The sequence below is a fragment of the Streptomyces atratus genome, from assembly GCF_900119365.1.
GTDB classification, from domain to species: Bacteria; Actinomycetota; Actinomycetes; order Streptomycetales; family Streptomycetaceae; genus Streptomyces; species Streptomyces atratus_B.
Genome location: NZ_FPJO01000001.1, coordinates 325,380 through 342,092, shown reverse-complemented (window position 1 = coordinate 342,092; position 16,713 = coordinate 325,380). Strand labels below are relative to the sequence as shown.

The following is a 16,713-nucleotide window of genomic DNA, read 5'->3' as shown; positions in this document are numbered from 1 at the left end:
GTGCTCACAGGCTCAGCTCCGGGTGGAGCCGGTCCAGGGTCCACACCTGCTTGCGGCGTGCGGCCACCGCGGTCAGCGCGAGCGCCCCCGCCGTGAAGGCCAGCAGCACCGCACTGCCCTGCCAGACCGGGCCGAGCCCGCCGCCCGTGATCAGCCGGCGCAGCCCCTCGACGATGTAACTCATCGGCAGGTAGGGGTGGATCGCGTTGAAGAACCCGGGGCTGGTCTCGACGGGATACGTTCCCCCGGCCGAGGTCAGCTGGAGCATCAGCACCGCCAGTACGAGAATCCGTCCCGCGGCTCCGAACCGGGCGTTCAGCCACTGCACGATCGCCGCGAAGCAGCAGGTCACCAGTGCCAGGAAGCCGACCGTGCCGGCGGCGCGGGCCATCTGCAGACCGAGCCCCCAGTGCAGTACGGACATCAGGGCGGCCACCTGGAGCAGACCGATCGCGGCCACCGGCAGCCAGCCCGCGAAGGCGATCCGCCAGGCGGAGGCCCCGGCGGCGAGCGCGCGCCGGTTGAGCGGCTGGATCAGCATGTAGGCCACCATCGCGCCGACCCAGAGGGAGAGCGGGATGAAGTAGGGCGCGAAACCGGTGCCGTAGTTGGGGGCCGCGTGCAGCGACTGGGAGGCCAGCTGTACCGGGTCGGCCATGACTCCGGTCCGGGCGTCGCGGTCCTTCTTGTCGTAGTCGGGGATCTCGCCGACGCCGTCGTTGAGTCCCTGGGCGAGGGTGGCCGAGCCGTCGCCGAGCCGGACCAGCCCCCCGTCCAGATTCGCCGCGCCCTTCTTGAGGTCGCCCACGCCGCTGTCCAGGTCGGCGGAGCCGGTCCTGGCCGTGACCAGGCCTGTGTGCAGGTCGTCGGCCCCCTTCGAGACCTTGTGGGCGCCGGTGTTGAGCGCGTTGACCTTCTTGACGGCGGACTCCAGGTCCTCGTCCAGGTGCGGGGCGCGCTCGGCCAGGTCGTCGGCCTGCCGCTGAAGGGTGGTCAGCTGGGTGCGCAGCTTCTTCAGATCGCCGTTCTGATTGGTGACCAGTGCGTTCACGTCGTCGGCCACGTCGGCGACATCGGCCGCCGCGGTCTTGGCACGCTTCAGCGGCGGGCAGACGGTGGAGTCGGGGACCGGCTCCTGCGTGCAACTGGTGCGGTAGATCTCGGCCAGGTCGTCGGAGGCCGTGCGGGCGGCGGTGGCCGCGGTGGGCGCCGCCTTCACCAGCACGTCGAGGTTGTCCCGCACGGTCTTCGAGGAGTCGGAGACCAGCCGGGCGGTGTCGCCGATCGACTTGCCGTTGTCCTTCAGGAACGGGCGGATGTCGGCGGCCACCCCGTTCACCTTGTCGGCGAGCTGCTGGGTGCCCTCGGCCACCTGCCGGGAGCCGGTTTCGAGGTCGCTCGCGCCCTTGTTCAGCTTGACGATCCCGCCGGCCAGCCTGTTGCTTCCGGCCTTGGCGTCCTTCAGCCCGTCCGCGAGATCCTGCGAGCCCTCCTTGGCCTTGCTGATGCCGCCCTTGAGGTCGTCCGCGCCCTTGGCGGCCTTCGCGGTCGCGTCGTGGAGGTCGGAGAAGTTGATGAAGATCCGGTCGTAGAAGCCGCGCGAGGCGGTGGTCGACGCGGCGGTGCGCACCTCGGAGAAGACCGAGCGGGAGATCTGCCCGACGATGTAGTTGTTGGCGTCGTTGGTCCGCACCTGGAGGGCGCCGGCTTCGGGGGAGTCGCCCGAACTGGACGCGATCCGCTTGCTGAAGTCCGACGGCATGGTGAGCGAGAGGTAGTACGTACCGTCCTCGACGCCCTTGTCGGCCTCGGCGGAACTCACCTCGTGCCAGTCGAAGACCTTGGAGTCCAGGAGCTTGCCGGTGATCTCGTCACCGGCCGAGATACGCTTGCCGGCCGCGGTGGTGCCCTTGTCGTTGTTGACCAGCGCGACGGGGATCTTGTCGAGGCGGCCGTACGGGTCCCAGAAGGACCACAGGTACAGGGCGCCGTACAGCAGCGGCAGGAGCAGCAGCGCGACCAGCGCGGCGCGCGGGAGCTTTCCCCTGCCGAAACGCTTGAGCTCAAGCGCGGCCAGTCTTGGCGAACGCATCGGCCGTTCCTTCCTCGGTCGTGGTTTCCCCGGTCGCGGTTTCCCCGGTCGCGGTCCTCGCGGTCCTCGCGGTCGTGCCGGCCGTGTCGTCCGTGTTCTCCGTACGCAGGGTGATCGCGTCCTCGGGCGCCTGGCTGCAGACGGCCAGCACGGTCGTGCCGCTGTCCGCGACGGACCGCAGCAGGTCCCAGGCCTCGGCGCGTTCGGCGTCGGAGAGCTTGAGATCGGTGTCGTCCACCGCGAGCAGCCGCGGGGTGCCGATCAGCGCGAGGGCGACGGAGAGCCGCAGCGCCTCCAGCCGCTCCAGATCCCGTACGGAGGTCCGCCCGGCCTTGGGCAGGGTGGCCGGGTCGAGTCCGGCGGCGTCCAGCGCCGCGTCGATCCGGGCCCGGGCTGCGGCGATCCGCTCGGCACGCGGGCGCAGCAGGGCGCGCAGCGAGCCGTCGAAGCGGCGCTGCAGCAGGGCCCGCTCGCGCAGGTGCTCGTCGACGGTGAAGGCAGGGTCGAGCTCGCTGACGCCGGGGACCGGGCCCAGCGCGGCGATGCGGCGTACGGCGGCCATCTTGCGCGGCAGACGCAGCCCGCCGACCTTCGCCTGGCCCTCGGTGGGGCGCATCCGGCCGGTGAGAGCGAGCAGCAGGCAGGTGCGGCCCGAGCCGGACGGGCCCTCGATCGCCACCAGTGAGCCGGGTCCGGCATCGAGGTCCAGGCCCTGGAAGGCCCAGCCGCGCGGCCCCTTGAGGCCGAAGTCCTCGGCGGTGACGGATGCCCCGTGCGGGCTGTCCACAGGCCCTTCCCCTTCTTTTGAACTGACCAGTCAGTCCAAAAAGGTAGCCCGAACTTGCGAACGAAGCAAAAGTGCAGGTCAAAGGGGGATTCGGGTCGATTGTCAGTGGTGCCCCTCACGATGGATACATACGGCCACGGAGCCGTTACACGAGACGGAGGTTTCGTCATGGCCCACTCGTCCGCAGCAGCCGCACCCCGGCGCCGCGCAGACGGCCCTGCCCCCTCACTGACCGGCCCGGCAAGCGATGTCCATCCCGTTCTGCGCCGCACCACGGCGCCGCCCGCCGCCCTCGATCTGCTCGCGAAGGCCCGCACCGGCCTCGACGAGGCCGCCGTTCTCGATGTGCCGAACGAGCGGTATGCCACCGCCCACCTCGCAGCGCTGCGCACCGCGGCCGCGGTGCTCGCCGCGCGGGGCCGCCCGGAGACGTCCAGGCGGCGCCGGGAGCGCATCCGCAGCGCCTGGGAGGTCCTGCCCGAAATAGCCCCCGAGCTGACCGAATGGAGCGCGCTGTTCGCCTCCGGCGCTCGCCGCAGGGCCCGTGCCGAAGCCGGGATCCCCGGTGCGGCCAGCCGGCGGGACGCCGACGACCTGCTGCGTGACGCGGCGATGTTCCTGCGTCTGGTCGAGCGGCTGCTGGTGCTCCAGCCGGTGCTCCCGCAGGCCAGGAGGGAGCGGTCCGACGCGGGATGACGGCAGCGGCGGCGCGAGGCAATAGGGTGGGCAGCGCTCGTACCACCTGCACTGTTCACGCTCCGCCGTCAGAGGCGGCACCGTGCCGAGGAGTCATCTGCCGTGTCGGACCAGCTGCGCCCCCGCGCCTCCCTCCGTACCGCCGTGGTCTGGGAGGTCCTCAAGGACGCCCTCGACCGCCGGGTGAAGGCGACCGGCAGGGACGCCCTGGACGTCCTGGACACCGGCGGCGGCACCGGCAACTTCGCGGTGCCGGTCGCCCGTCTCGGCCACCGCGTCACCGTCGTCGACCCCAGCCCCAACGCGCTCTTCGCGCTGGAGCGCCGCGCCGCCGAGGCCGGGGTCGCCGACCGGGTCCGCGGCGTCCAGGGCGACATCCACGGCCTGTTCGAGGTGGTCGAGCGCGGTGGGTACGACGCGGTGCTGTGCCACGGAGTCCTGGAGTACGTGGACGACCCCGCCGAGGGCGTGCGCAACGCGGTGGAGGCGCTACGGCCGTCCGGCGCACTCAGCCTGCTCGCCGCCGGGCTCGGCGGTGCCGTCCTGGCACGGGCGCTCGCCGGTCACTTCACCGAGGCCCGGCAGGCGCTCGGCGACCCGGCGGGCCGCTGGGGCGAGGGCGACCCGATGCCCCGGCGCTACACCGCGGAGCAGCTCACCGAGCTGGTCTCCGGGGCCGACGTCGAGGTCGGCGCGGTCCACGGCGTACGGGTCTTCGCCGACCTGGTGCCGGGTGTCCTGGTGGACACGGAGCCCGGTGCCATGGAGGCCCTGCTCAAGCTGGAGGCCGCCGCGGCCGAACTGCCCGCCTTCCACTCGGTGGCGACGCAGCTGCACGTCCTGGGCACGAAGCGCGCCTGAGCGCGAGCCGGTCCGGTCCGGCGGCTCCGGACGCAGCACGGCTGATCAGCGGCGCAGCGGCAGACGGAGTACGCACCAGGCCCCCCGATCGGGCGCTTCGCCCCGTATGATCGGGGGACACCATCCGGCATGACGGATCGGAGGTTGGGGAATCAACGCCTCAGCAGCTGAGCCGTTGTGGCGGCCCGGACTGGCTGATGGGCAAGAAGGCGGGTTTCACGGGGGCGATTCCCTGCCTATCCTGGAAGGGCCGCATACCGGCCGCCCCCCGCGGCCGACGACGAGGAGGACTCCGTGCCGCTCTCGGAGCACGAGCAGCGAATGCTCGAGCAAATGGAGCGAGCGCTGTACGCCGAAGATCCCAAGTTCGCGACAGCGCTCGAGGGAAGCGGGCTGCGTACGTACACCCGGCGACGGGTCTACCAGGCGGTCGCAGGCTTCCTGGTGGGTATCGCGCTCCTCATGGCCGGAATGGTCGCCCAGCTCATCTGGATCAGCGTGGTGGGTTTTCTCGTCATGCTGGGCTGTGCGGTCCTTGCGGTCACTGGCTGGCGCAAAGCCCCCAAACCGGGCGAGCATCCGGCAGCCGGAGGCGCCGGCGAGCGCGGTCGGCCCAGGCAGCGCCGGACCGTGATGAACCGCATCGAGCAGCGGTGGCAGCGCCGCCGCGACGAGCAGGGCCAGTAGGCCCTCGGACACACTTGGATGAGGGGCGGCCGCGTCTTCGCGGCCGCCCCTCATGCGCGCCCGGCGCGGGCCGCCGAGGGCGGCCACCGGCCAGGTTTCCTTGGCCGGGCGGGCCCTCGCGAGCGGCGTTCCCAGGCGCCTTCGCGAGGGCCGCGCCCCCGGTCGGTCACCCCTGCTGGCGCGACGGCCTCCGCAGCACGCCCGCCCACCGGTCCCGGCGCCGGAGCGCCGTCCAGCGACCGGTGATCGCCGCCCAGCGGTCCGTGGCCGCCCAGATCACCCGAACGGCCGAGCGCGGTGCCACGACGGCCCGGATCCGGGTGAGCCGGTCGGCAGAGGCCCGCAGACCGGCTCGTACCGTCTCCACGTCCTCGGCCAGTCCGGTGGCCGGCCGGGGCACGGGGGCGTAGAGGACCTGCTCCACCGCTCCGGCGACCCGGTGCACCGCGGCGGCCGCATCGGGTCCCAGCTGCCCCAGCCGCACCACTCGGTCCGCCGCCTTGCGCGGGGTCCGGGAGTCGTCCGGCTCGATGCCGTGGTCCCAGGCCGTGTCGGTGATCTCCTGCCAGGCCGCGAGCGTGCCGGACATCGCGTGCACCGGGGCACGGCCCGGTCCGGCTCCGGGGTCCGGATCGGTGCCGTCGGTGTCCCGGTCGGTGGGCGGCGTACGCCCGGTGGAGAGACCCAGCCTGCGCCTGCGGGCCCGCAGGCGCCAGAGCAGCGGCAGCAGCGGCAGCGCGAGGACCACCACGGCGAGCAGGACCAGACCGACGACCGTGCCCGTGGGTGTCCCGGAGTCCGTCGGAGTCGTCACCCCGGGCGCCGCCGTGCTGCCGCACTCGCCCTGCTTGCGCATCTGCGCCGGGCAGCTGTCCGGGACGGACGGCGCGACCGAGGGAGCAGCCGAGGAGCCCTTCTCCGGCAGGGCCGGGACGTCCGTGTCACCCGTGGGAACGGCCTGCTGGGTGTACGACGGGGTGCTGCCCCGCGTCGGAGTCGGCTCGAAACGGGTCCACCCGACGCCCTCGAAGTAGAGCTCGGGCCAGGCATGCGCGTCGCGCAGCCCCACCGAGACCGAACCGTCCGACTGCCCGGTGCCGGGGGTGAAGCCCACCGCGACCCGGGCCGGAATGCCCAGCGTCCGTGCCATCGCCGCCATCGCGAACGAGAAGTGGACGCAGAAGCCCTGCTTGTCCTTGAGGAACCGGCTGATCGCCGCGCTCCCGGTGCCCGAGTTCACCGAGGTGTCGTAGGTGAACCCGCCGTCCGAGGCGAAGTAGTCCTGCAGCTTCACCGCCCGCTCGTAATCGTTGGCGGCGCCCTTGGTCACCCTGTCCGCGGTCTCCTCGACCACCCTCGGCAGGGAGGCGGGTACGCGGGTGTACTCGCGCCGCAGCGCGGCCGGCGCGGGCGGAGCCGCGGCGAGCTGCTCGGCGGTCGGCGCGACCACCAGGCTGGAGACCTGGTACTGCGCACCGCGGGTCGTCTCCCCGCGGTCACCGACGAGCGTCCGCCCCTCCGGTTCGTACCGCCAGCGCCCGTTGATCCGGACCTCGGTCGCCGGGTAGGGGAGCGGCAGATAGGTCTGCTGGTAGGAGCCGGAGGCGGAGACGTTCGTCCTGACCTCCGTGACCGCCACGTCCGGGCCGAGGCCCGCCGGATCGGGGAGCCGCTTCGGCACGTCCCTCAGACGGCGCGTGGAGGGCCGCCACTCGCTCCCGTTGAACTGGTCCAGGGCCAGAATCCGCAGATAGAAGTCCTGCGGGGCGCCGGAATTGGTGCGGTAGGACATCACCTGCCGGTTCTCCGGCTGGTTCAGATTGTCCTGCAACGAGACCAGCGGGTTCACCGCGGAGATGGTGCCGCCGCCACCCTTGCCGTTCCCGCCGCCGCCCGTACCCGCCAGCAGACCGCCGCCGAGTCCCGGCAGCGCCGCCGGGACGACCAGCGAGACGCCCAGCGCCAGCGCGCCGATGCGGCGCCCGGTGCGGACCGGGGCCGTCGGCCGGCCGCTCGAAAGCGCCGCACCGACCGCCGGGCCCCCCGGGGACCTGGCGGCCGCGCCGCTGAAGACCCGACCCCACTGGGAGAGCCGGTCCCGGCCCTCGGCCAGCAGAAGCAGCAGATAGCCACCGGCCGCCAGCAGGAACCAGAGCCAGTCCGCCCCGCCCTCGGACAGCCCCGCGGCCACCGAGTAGAGCGCGAGGAGCGGCAGGCCGGCCGGGGCCGCGCTGCGGAACGTCACCGCGAGGGCGTCCACCGCCAGCCCGACCAGCAGCACACCGCCGATCAGTATCAGCCGGATGCCGTCCGTCACGGGAGCCGGAGCGGCATACCTTCCGACGTCCTCGGCACCCGATGTCAGCAGATGCGCGAGCCGCTGGACGGCCTCCGGGCCGGGCAGCAGACCGGCCAGCGCCTGCTGCCTGGCGAAGACCACCGTCAGCAGGACCAGCGTGACCAACGCCTGCGCCGCGACGATCAGCACACGGGGCACGGGCGCCCGGCGGACGAGCGCCCCCGTCCCGCACTGGACCGCCAGCAGGAACGCCGCCTGCAGGATCCACCCGGCCGGCTCGACCAGCGGCAGCATCGAGGCCGCCGCCATCAGCGTCGCCGCAAAGGCGCACAGCGCCAGCCGACCACGACTGCTCATGACCATCCCCCGGAGAAACCTGTCGTGCCGTCCGCGGCGCCGCCGACGGCGGACTGAGCCGCCACGTCCTGGTGCCCCGCCTGCTGCCAGCAGCGGGCGAGACCGGTCCCGGGCGCCACCGCCACAGCCGTCCAGCCCGATTCCCGCAGCAGTCGCAGCCGCTGCCCGGAAGCCTCTCGCGCCCCCGCGCGCGGGGGATCGCCCTGCCCCCAGTCCGTGCTGTCCAGTACGAAGGCGACGGCGCCGCCGCTGCGCTGCCGCATCCGCGCCGCCACCGCCGCCTGCTCCTCGTCCAGATCGCCGAAGAAGGCGATCAGCAGCCCTTCGTTGCCCCCGCGCAGTACGTCGTACGCGCGCGACAGACCGCTGCCGTCGGAGTGGTCGACCACTGCCAGGGTGTCCAGCATCAGACCCGCGGACTCGGCGGACTCCTGCGTCGAACCGGCGAAACCGCTCGCGCCCTCGCCGGGGACCGCGGTCCCGTCGTCGGTCAGCAGCCGGACGGCGAAACCCCGCTCCAGCATGTGCGTCAGCGCGGACGCGGCCCCGGACACCGCCCACTCGAAGGCGGAGTCGGGCCCCGTCCCCTGGTAGGCGATCCGCCGGGTGTCCAGCAGCACCGTGCATCTGGCCCGCTGCGGCTGCTCCTCGCGGCGCACCATCAGTTCGCCGTAGCGCGCGGTCGAGCGCCAGTGGACCCGGCGCAGATCGTCGCCGTGCCGGTAGCCGCGCGGGATCACGTCGTCGTCACCGGCCAGCGCCAGTGAACGCTGCCGTCCCTCGCCGTACCCCGAGGCCTCGCCGGCCAGCCGCACCGGCGGCAGCGGCTCGGTCCGCGGAATGACCACGAGGGTGTCGTACGCGCTGAACGAACGGGTCAGCTCGCACATCCCGAACGGATCGCTCAGCCGCAGCTGCAACGGCCCGAGCGGATAGCGCCCGCGCAGATCCGACCGCACCCGGTAGGACACCTCGCGGCGGCCGCCCGCCTCCACCCGGTCCAGCACGAACCGGGGCCGCGGCCCGAGAACATAGGGCACCCGGTCCTGGAGCATCAGCAGCCCGGTGGGCATCCGCGACACGTTCTCCATCCGCAGATGGACCCGCGCCTCGGTGCCGGCCGGGACCCGGGACGGCGTGAGCCGCCGGGTGCCCGCGACCCGGTAGCGGGTGCGGACGAGCACCACCACACAGACCAGCGGCAGCGCGGCGAGCAGCAGCCCGACCCGCAGCAGATCCGCCTGGCCGAGCACATAGGCGCAGATCGCCGCGGCGATCCCGGCCGCCAGAAAGGACCGCCCACGGGTGGTCAGCCCGCTCAGAGCGGCCCGCAGACCGCCCTTCTCGTCGCCGTCGTCCATCGCGGCCGGCCCCCCGGCGGTCATCACACCCGCCGTGCGCCGGGCTGCTGCCGGCCGTACGCCGGACGGCCCGGCTGGTGCTGCGGCTGCACCTGGCTGACGCCGCCGTTCGCGGTCGGGACCGGCGTCTGCCGGAGGATCTCCAGCACGACCTGCTCGGCGGTACGGCGGTTCAGCTGGGCCTGGGCCGTCGGCAGCAGCCGGTGCGCGAGCACCGCGACCGCCAGTGCCTGCACATCGTCCGGCAGGCAGTAGTCCCGGCCGCTCAGCGCCGCGGAGGCCTTGGCGGCGCGCAGCAGATGCAGGGTGGCCCGGGGCGAGGCGCCGAGCCGGAGATCGGGGTGGCTGCGGGTGGCCCCGACGAGCTCCACCGCGTACCGTCGCACGGCGTCGGCCACATGGACCGTCCGCACCGCGTCGATCAGCTTCACGATCTCGTGCGCGTGCGCCACCGGCTGAAGGTCGTCGAGCGGCGAGATACCGCCGTGCACATCGAGCATCTGCAGCTCGGCCTCCGCGGTCGGATAGCCGATCGACACCCGTGCCATGAACCGGTCGCGCTGGGCCTCGGGCAGCGGATAGGTGCCCTCCATCTCGACCGGGTTCTGGGTGGCCACCACCATGAACGGGTCGGGCAGCTCGTAGCTGTGCCCGTCGATGGTGACCTGGCGCTCCTCCATGGACTCCAGCAGCGCCGACTGGGTCTTCGGCGAGGCGCGGTTGATCTCGTCGCCGATCACGATCTGGGCGAAGATCGCGCCCGGCTTGAATTCGAAGTCGCGCCGCTGCTGGTCGAAGATGGACACACCGGTGATGTCCGAGGGCAGCAGGTCCGGCGTGAACTGAATCCGCCGCACCGAGCAGTCGATGGACCGTGCCAGCGCCTTGGCCAGCATCGTCTTGCCGACTCCGGGGACGTCCTCGATGAGGAGATGCCCCTCCGCCAGCAGTACGGTCAGCGAAAGCCGTACGACCTCGGGCTTGCCCTCGATCACGCTCTCCACCGACCTGCGCACCCGCTCCGCAGTCGTGGTCAGATCTGTGAGGCTCGCTCGATCGTCATAGGTCGTCACCCGGCCCTCCTCGGCCCTGCCCCACGCTCACCAGGAGCAGGGGATACCCCATTCACGGGCCGACGCGCACACAGCGGTCCGGCCCACCCCGAAACACGGACACCGCTCCCGGACACGTCCGGCGGGATGTCACACGGGCATTCTTGTTGCCGTTACCGCTTCGTGTCACTCGCCTGTGGACAAGTGGGGGTGATATGCCGGTTTTGGTGGGATTTTCGGTCCGGAAGGACGGCGTCCGGCCGGTCAGGAGGCGGGGAGGATTTCCCGCAGCAGACCGGTGGTCACATCGAAGACGAAGCCACGGATGTCGTCCGTGTGCAGCAGGAACGGCGAGGTGCGCACGCGCTGCATCGACTGGCGTACGTCCTGGTCGGCGTCCTTGTACGCCTCTACCGCCCAGACCGGACGCTGGCCGACCTCCACCTCCAGCTCCTGGCGGAATTCCTCGGTGATCGATTCCAGGCCGCAGTTGGTGTGATGAATGAGTATGACGCTGCGCGTGCCGAGGGCCCGCTGGCTGATGGTCAGCGAACGGATCACGTCGTCGGTGACCACACCGCCCGCGTTGCGGATGGTGTGGCAGTCGCCGAGCGCCAGGCCGAGCGCGTCGTGCAGGTCGAGCCGGGCGTCCATGCAGGCGACCACGGCGACGCGCAGTACCGGCTTGGCATCCATGCCCGGGTCTTCGAAATCGGCGGCGTACCGGACATTCGCCTCGACGAGACGGTCGGTGACCGTGTCTCCGGGGCGGGCCGGGGCGGCGGGCCCGGCGGGGGATTGCGCGGAAGTCGACATGGCTATGACGTTATCCCCCGCACCTGCGTCCGTCGTGTTGTGAGAAGGGACAAAGAACGTCAACGAGACTTGTTGTGAGGTAACCCACAAGCCTCACACTGTGCGGCCGTGCGGGTGAACGGGGGGCGGGGCGACGCGCAGCCGGGTTGATTGATCGGGAATCGATCGAATGGCAGGGTGGACTAAAGTGACGGGAAGTTACCGACACCCTGCACATTCCGTAGATTTCCCCTGTGTGTGCGGCGTACGTACGGGCCCGGCCCTCTCCCGCTCGCCGGCCGGCCGGCGCTCCTTCCCCGGCGCCTGCCGACCTCCCCTTCTGAGCGGGCGGGGACCAGGCCGTACGTGCGGCCACACGGGACCTGAGCCTGAGAGGGCGCATGAGCCAGACCCGACACGTCCCGGTGATGCTCCAGCGGTGCCTGGACCTGTTGGCCCCGGCTCTGGAGGCGCCGGACCCGCAGGTGCCCGTGGTCGTCGACTGCACCCTCGGCCTCGGCGGGCACAGCGAGGCGCTGCTCTCCGCCTTCCCCTCCGTACGGCTGATCGGGCTGGACCGGGACAAGGAGGCGCTGCGGCTCTCCGGCGAGCGGCTCGCCCCGTACGGCGACCGGGCCACTCTGGTGCACGCGGTCTACGACGAACTGCCCGAGGTGCTCGACAGGCTCGGCATCCCGAAGGTCCAGGGCGTCCTGTTCGACCTCGGCGTCTCCTCCATGCAGCTGGACGAGGCCGACCGCGGATTCGCCTACGCCCAGGACGCCCCGCTCGACATGCGGATGGACCAGACGACCGGCATCGGCGCTGCCGAGGTGCTCAACACCTATCCGCCGGGCGAGCTGGTCCGGATCCTGCGGGCGTACGGCGAGGAGAAGCAGGCCAAGCGGATCGTCTCGGCGATCGTGCGCGAGCGCGAGAAGGAGCCGTTCAGCAACAGCGCCCGGCTCGTCGCGCTGATCCGCGACTCGCTGCCCCAGGCCGCCAAGCGCACCGGCGGCAACCCCGCCAAGCGGACCTTCCAGGCGCTGCGCATCGAGGTCAACGGCGAGCTCACCGTCCTGGAGCGGGCCATTCCGGCCGCCGTGCAGAGCCTCGCGGTCGGCGGCCGCATCGCCGTCCTCTCGTACCACTCGCTGGAGGACCGGCTGGTCAAGCAGGTGTTCGCGGCGGGCGCCGCCACCACGGCGCCCCCCGGACTGCCGGTCGTCCCCGAGCGCTACCAGCCCCGGCTGAAGCTGCTGACCCGCGGCGCGGAACTGCCCACGGAGGAGGAGGTCGCCGAGAACCGGCGCGCCGCCCCCGCCCGGCTGCGCGGCGCCCAGCGGATCCGCGAGGAGGAACGATGAGCGTCCGGCGTCCGGGGACCCGGAAACCGGCGGCCCACGGGGCGGCGCGGTGAGCGGACCGGCCGGGCAGTTGAAAGGGCGCGCCGCGCGGCTCACCCGGCTGATGCCGTCCGGGCCCAGCAACGCGGCCCGTACCCCCTTCGTCCTGCTGGTCGTGGTGCTGCTCGGCGGCGGCCTGATCACGCTCCTGGTGCTCAACTCGGCCCTCAACGAAGGGTCGTTCAGGCTGAGCGAGCTGAAGAAGCGGACCACCGAGCTCACCGACGAGCAGCAGGCCCTCCAGCACGACGTCGACAACTACTCCAAGCCGGACGCCCTGGAGCGGCGCGCCCGCGAGCTGGGCATGGTGCCCGGCGGCAGCCCCGCCTTCCTGAACCCGGACGGCACGGTCCGCGGCGTACCCGTCGAGTCCACCGCCGAGCCCGCCCCCGCCCCGCCTCCGCCGAAGAGCAGTACGCCGGCGGCGCCCCCCGCGACCGCGCTCCCCACCACCGCCCCGGCCTCGCCCTCCCCGTCGGCGCCGGCCGGCTCCCCGGGCACCGCCGCGTCGCCCAGTACCTCCGCGACCCCGCCCGCCGGGCCGCGTACCCCGGCAGACCAGCCCCCGACGAGCCCCGGCAGGTGACGCAGTGCCGCCCAAGGATCCACCGCGCCGCCGGGTCCCAGGCCCCGCGCGCCCGCGCAGCGCCGCAGGCGGGCAGGGGCGCCCGAGGCCCGCGGCCCGCCGCCCGTCCTCCCCGGCACGACGCCCCCACCCGCCCCGCGGCCGGACCGCGCGTCCGCTGCGGCTCGGCAACCCGCGTCCCCGGCTCCGCCTGGTCAGCCTCGCCCTGACCCTCGTCATGCTGGCGTTCGTCGTGCGGCTGCTCCAGGTCCAGGCCGTCGACGCGAACGCGTACGCGGCCAAGGCCAAGGAGAACCGCTACCTCAGCTACACGATCTCCGCCGAGCGCGGCGAGATCACCGACCGCAGCGGGATCGCCCTGGCCACCAGCGTCGACGCGTACAACATCACCGCCGACCCCTCGATGTTCACGCCCGAGTTCAGCAAGGCCCCCGACGCGCCCCAGCAGGCGGCGGCGCTCCTCGCCCCGATCCTCGGCACCGACGCCACCGAGCTGACCCGGAAGCTGTCCCGGAAGGGCCGCTACGTCGTCCTGGCCCGCCGCCAGACCCCACAGGTCTGGAACCAGATCAAGGACCTCAAGTCCGTCTTCGCCGAGAAGGCGGGCAAGGACCGGGCGAGCGGCGGCCCGGGAGCCAATGTCCTTGCCGGGGTCTTCCAGGAGGCGACCACCAAACGGGTCTACCCCAACGGGGGGCTCGCCGCCGGGATACTGGGTTACGTCAACGCCGACGGCAAGGGCGCGGGCGGCCTCGAGTCGCAGCTGGACAAGGAGCTCGCGGGCGAGGACGGCAAGATCAGGTACGCCCAGGCGGGCGGCCGGCGGGTGCCCACCGCGGGCACCGAGGAGGTCCCGGCCGTCCCCGGGGCCGACATCGAGCTGACCATCGACCGCGACATCCAGTGGGCCGCCCAGCAGGCCATCACCGACCAGGTGAAGAAGTCCAAGGCCGACCGCGGCTACGTCGTCGTGCAGAACACCCGGACCGGCGAGGTCCTCGCCATGGCCAACGCGCCCGGCTTCGACCCCAACGACCTCTCGCAGGCCGACGCGGCGTCGCTGGGCAACGCGGCCCTCCAGGACGTCTACGAGCCCGGCTCCACCAGCAAGGTCATGTCCATGGCCGCCGTGCTGGAGGAGGGGGCCGCCACCCCCGGCACCCATGTCACCGTCCCCAACCGGCTGCACCGCGGCGACCGGCTCTTCAAGGACGACATCGACCACCCCACCTGGTACCTGACGCTCAACGGCGTACTCGCCAAGTCCAGCAACATCGGCACCATCCTGGCCACCGGCGAGCTGGGCAGGACCCAGGCCGAGGCCAACAAGGTCCTCTACTCCTACCTGCGCAAGTTCGGGATCGGCTCGCCGACCGGGCTCGACTACCCCGGCGAGACCCCCGGCATCCTCGCCAAGCCCGGGGACTGGTCGACCTCGCAGCAGTACACGATCCCGTTCGGCCAGGGCCTCTCGCTCAACGCCATGCAGGCCGCCTCCATCTACTCGACGATCGCCAACGACGGGGTCCGTATCGCGCCCACGCTGGTACGCGGCACCAAGGGCGCCGACGGCCACTTCAAGGCCGCCGATCCACCCGGGCGGACCAGGGTGGTCAGCGCGAAGACCGCCGAGTCGCTCGCCGCCATGCTGGAGTCGGTGGTCGGCGACGAGGAGGGCACCGGAACGAAGGCCAAGATCCCTGGCTACCGGGTGGCGGGCAAGACCGGTACGGCCAACCGGGTCGACCCGGTACGCGGCGGCTACCACGGCTACACCGCGTCCTTCGCGGGCTTCGCCCCCGCCGACAACCCGCAGATCACCGTCTACTGCGCGATCCAGAACCCGACCAAGGGCAGCTACTTCGGCGGCCAGATCTGCGGACCGATCTACAAGCAGGTCATGGAGTTCGCGCTCAAGACCCTCCAGACCCCACCGTCCGGCAGCGGCCCAGCCCGGCTGCCGGTGTCCTTCGATCCCGGCGAGTGAACTCGGGGGAAACCATCCAGTGACAACCATCACGCCCGATCCCGGGAACCGGAACGGGAACCACCGGAACCCTGGCCCCTCACTTCGCGAGAGGCCGGGTGCGCCCGGTACGCTCACCGCCGTGCCCCACGCTGATCAGTTCCAAACCACCCAGAAGGCCGCCCCTGTGAACTACCCGGGAGCGCCCCGTCCGGACCGGATCGGACCGACCTCGCTCGGCGAACTGGCGGCCCGGCTGGGAGTCGAGCCGCCGGAAACCGGAGAGGTCACCGGCATCACCCACGACTCGCGGGCGGTACGCCCCGGCGACGTCTACGCGGCCTTGCCGGGCGCCCGCCTCCACGGCGCCGACTTCGCGGCCCAGGCGGCCGGTCTCGGCGCGGCGGCGATCCTCACCGACCCCGCGGGCGCCGAGCGCGCCGCGGCCACCGGACTCCCGGTGCTGGTCACCGAGGACCCGCGCAGCCGGATGGGCGAGCTCGCCGCCGAGATCTACGGACGGCCCGGCGCCGGTCTCCTCCAGATCGGCATCACCGGAACCTCCGGCAAGACCACCACCGCCTACCTGATCGAGGGCGGCTTCCGCAGCGCCGGGCGCGCCACCGGGCTCATCGGCACCGTGGAGATGCGGATCGGCGACGAGCGCATCAAGTCCGAGCGCACCACCCCCGAAGCCACCGATCTGCAGGCCCTGTTCGCCGTCATGCGCGAGCGCGGCGTGGACTCGGTGACCATGGAGGTCTCCAGCCACGCCCTGGTGCTCGGCCGGGTCGACGGCTGCGTCTTCGATGTCGCGGTCTTCAACAACCTCAGCCCGGAACACATGGAGTTCCACTCCGGGATGGAGGACTACTTCCAGGCCAAGGCGCAGCTCTTCACCCCGCGGCGCAGCAGGCGGGGCGTCGTCAACTTCGACGACGAGTACGGCCGCAGGCTGATCGGCGAGGCGTCCGTCCCGGTCCTCACCTTCTCCGCCGAGGGCCACCCGGACGCCGACTGGCGCGCCGAGAACGTCGAGACCGGGCCGCTCGGCTCGACGTTCACCGCCGTCGGTCCCCAGGGCGAGCGGATCGCCGCCAGGGCCCCGCTGCCCGGCCCGTTCAACGTCGCCAACACCCTCGCCGCGATCGTCACGCTCGCCGTCGCGGGCATCGACCCGCAGACCGGGGCCGACGGAGTCGCGGCCGTTCCGGGCGTGCCCGGCCGGCTGGAGCGGGTCGACGCCGGACAGCCGTATCTCGCGGTCGTCGACTACGCGCACAAGACCGACGCCGTCGAGTCCGTGCTGCGCTCCCTGCGCAAGGTCACCGAGGGCAGGCTGCACATCGTCCTCGGCTGCGGCGGCGACCGCGACACGACCAAACGCGGCCCGATGGGCGCTGCCGCGGCCCGCCTCGCCGACACCGCCGTACTGACCTCCGACAACCCCCGGTCCGAGGACCCCCTCAAAATCCTCGCCGCAATGCTCGCGGGCGCCGCCGAGGTGCCCGTCGACGAGCGGGGCGACGTCCTGGTCGACGCCGACCGGGCCGCCGCCATCGCCGCCGCGGTCGCCCGTGCCCAGCCCGGTGACACGGTGCTGATCGCCGGCAAGGGCCACGAGCAGGGCCAGGACATCCACGGCGTGGTACGCCCCTTCGACGACCGCGTGGTCCTGCGCGCGGCCATCGAGCGCTCCACGGGGCACGAGCGCACCGAGAGCTCCGACCACCGCGCCCACACCCACGAGAACAACAGTCAGGGATGA

13 protein-coding genes are annotated in these 16,713 nt (G+C 72.4%); 7 read left to right on the top strand and 6 right to left on the bottom strand.

Features of this window, described 5'->3' with window-relative positions:
* Nucleotides 1-4 precede the first annotated feature (4 nt).
* Together BT364_RS01590 and BT364_RS01585 are read right to left on the bottom strand one after the other, a co-directional pair.
* Nucleotides 5-2,092 carry a YhgE/Pip family protein gene (locus tag BT364_RS01590; RefSeq protein WP_072483230.1) on the bottom strand — a complete coding sequence of 696 codons (2,088 nt, stop codon included), beginning with the start codon at nucleotides 2,090-2,092 and terminating at the stop codon, nucleotides 5-7.
* Nucleotides 2,064-2,879 carry an ATP-binding cassette domain-containing protein gene (locus tag BT364_RS01585; RefSeq protein WP_072483229.1) on the bottom strand — a complete coding sequence of 272 codons (816 nt, stop codon included), beginning with the start codon at nucleotides 2,877-2,879 and terminating at the stop codon, nucleotides 2,064-2,066. The genes BT364_RS01590 and BT364_RS01585 overlap by 29 nt, the downstream gene beginning before the upstream one ends.
* Before the next feature lie 168 nt (nucleotides 2,880-3,047).
* Between BT364_RS01585 and BT364_RS01580 the strand changes: the two genes are divergently transcribed.
* The 3 genes from BT364_RS01580 to BT364_RS01570 all read left to right on the top strand — a co-directional run bounded on the left by BT364_RS01580 (nucleotide 3,048) and on the right by BT364_RS01570 (nucleotide 5,123).
* The gene (locus tag BT364_RS01580) at nucleotides 3,048-3,575 is read left to right on the top strand and encodes an SAV_6107 family HEPN domain-containing protein (protein ID WP_072483228.1); all 528 of its coding nucleotides are present in this window, start codon (nucleotides 3,048-3,050) and stop codon (nucleotides 3,573-3,575) included.
* Nucleotides 3,576-3,677: 102 nt separating this feature from the next.
* Entirely contained in the window at nucleotides 3,678-4,436 is a 759-nt protein-coding gene (locus BT364_RS01575; RefSeq protein ID WP_072483227.1) for a class I SAM-dependent methyltransferase, read from the top strand.
* 294 nt (nucleotides 4,437-4,730) lie between these two features.
* Nucleotides 4,731-5,123, top strand: coding sequence for a DUF3040 domain-containing protein (locus BT364_RS01570; protein ID WP_072483226.1), 393 nt, complete (start codon nucleotides 4,731-4,733; stop codon nucleotides 5,121-5,123).
* 166 nt (nucleotides 5,124-5,289) lie between these two features.
* Here the strand turns inward: BT364_RS01570 and BT364_RS01565 are convergent, their stop codons facing one another.
* The 4 genes from BT364_RS01565 to BT364_RS01550 form a co-directional block, all read right to left on the bottom strand.
* Complete coding sequence (locus BT364_RS01565) at nucleotides 5,290-7,779, bottom strand: transglutaminase TgpA family protein (RefSeq protein ID WP_072483669.1); 2,490 nt, start codon at nucleotides 7,777-7,779, stop codon at nucleotides 5,290-5,292.
* Entirely contained in the window at nucleotides 7,776-9,164 is a 1,389-nt protein-coding gene (locus BT364_RS01560; RefSeq protein WP_072483225.1) for a DUF58 domain-containing protein, read from the bottom strand. The genes BT364_RS01565 and BT364_RS01560 overlap by 4 nt, the downstream gene beginning before the upstream one ends.
* On the bottom strand, nucleotides 9,164-10,213 hold the full coding sequence (locus BT364_RS01555; protein WP_072483224.1) for an AAA family ATPase: 1,050 nt from the start codon (nucleotides 10,211-10,213) through the stop codon (nucleotides 9,164-9,166). Before BT364_RS01555 ends, BT364_RS01560 begins: the two co-directional genes overlap by 1 nt.
* A gap of 243 nt (nucleotides 10,214-10,456) precedes the next feature.
* Entirely contained in the window at nucleotides 10,457-11,008 is a 552-nt protein-coding gene (locus BT364_RS01550; protein ID WP_072483223.1) for a beta-class carbonic anhydrase, read from the bottom strand.
* A gap of 380 nt (nucleotides 11,009-11,388) precedes the next feature.
* Between BT364_RS01550 and rsmH the strand changes: the two genes are divergently transcribed.
* Genes rsmH through BT364_RS01530 form a run of 4 tightly spaced genes read left to right on the top strand, consistent with a single transcriptional unit; the run spans nucleotide 11,389 to nucleotide 16,713 of the window.
* Complete coding sequence (rsmH, locus tag BT364_RS01545) at nucleotides 11,389-12,354, top strand: 16S rRNA (cytosine(1402)-N(4))-methyltransferase RsmH (RefSeq protein ID WP_072483222.1); 966 nt, start codon at nucleotides 11,389-11,391, stop codon at nucleotides 12,352-12,354.
* A 49-nt stretch (nucleotides 12,355-12,403) separates the two neighbouring features.
* The gene (locus tag BT364_RS01540; protein ID WP_072483221.1) at nucleotides 12,404-12,979 is read left to right on the top strand and encodes a cell division protein FtsL; all 576 of its coding nucleotides are present in this window, start codon (nucleotides 12,404-12,406) and stop codon (nucleotides 12,977-12,979) included.
* A gap of 4 nt (nucleotides 12,980-12,983) precedes the next feature.
* Nucleotides 12,984-14,966, top strand: a complete 1,983-nt coding sequence (locus BT364_RS01535) for a peptidoglycan D,D-transpeptidase FtsI family protein (RefSeq protein ID WP_072483220.1) — start codon at nucleotides 12,984-12,986, stop codon at nucleotides 14,964-14,966.
* Between the two features lie 19 nt (nucleotides 14,967-14,985).
* On the top strand, nucleotides 14,986-16,713 hold the full coding sequence (locus BT364_RS01530; RefSeq protein WP_072483219.1) for a UDP-N-acetylmuramoyl-L-alanyl-D-glutamate--2,6-diaminopimelate ligase: 1,728 nt from the start codon (nucleotides 14,986-14,988) through the stop codon (nucleotides 16,711-16,713).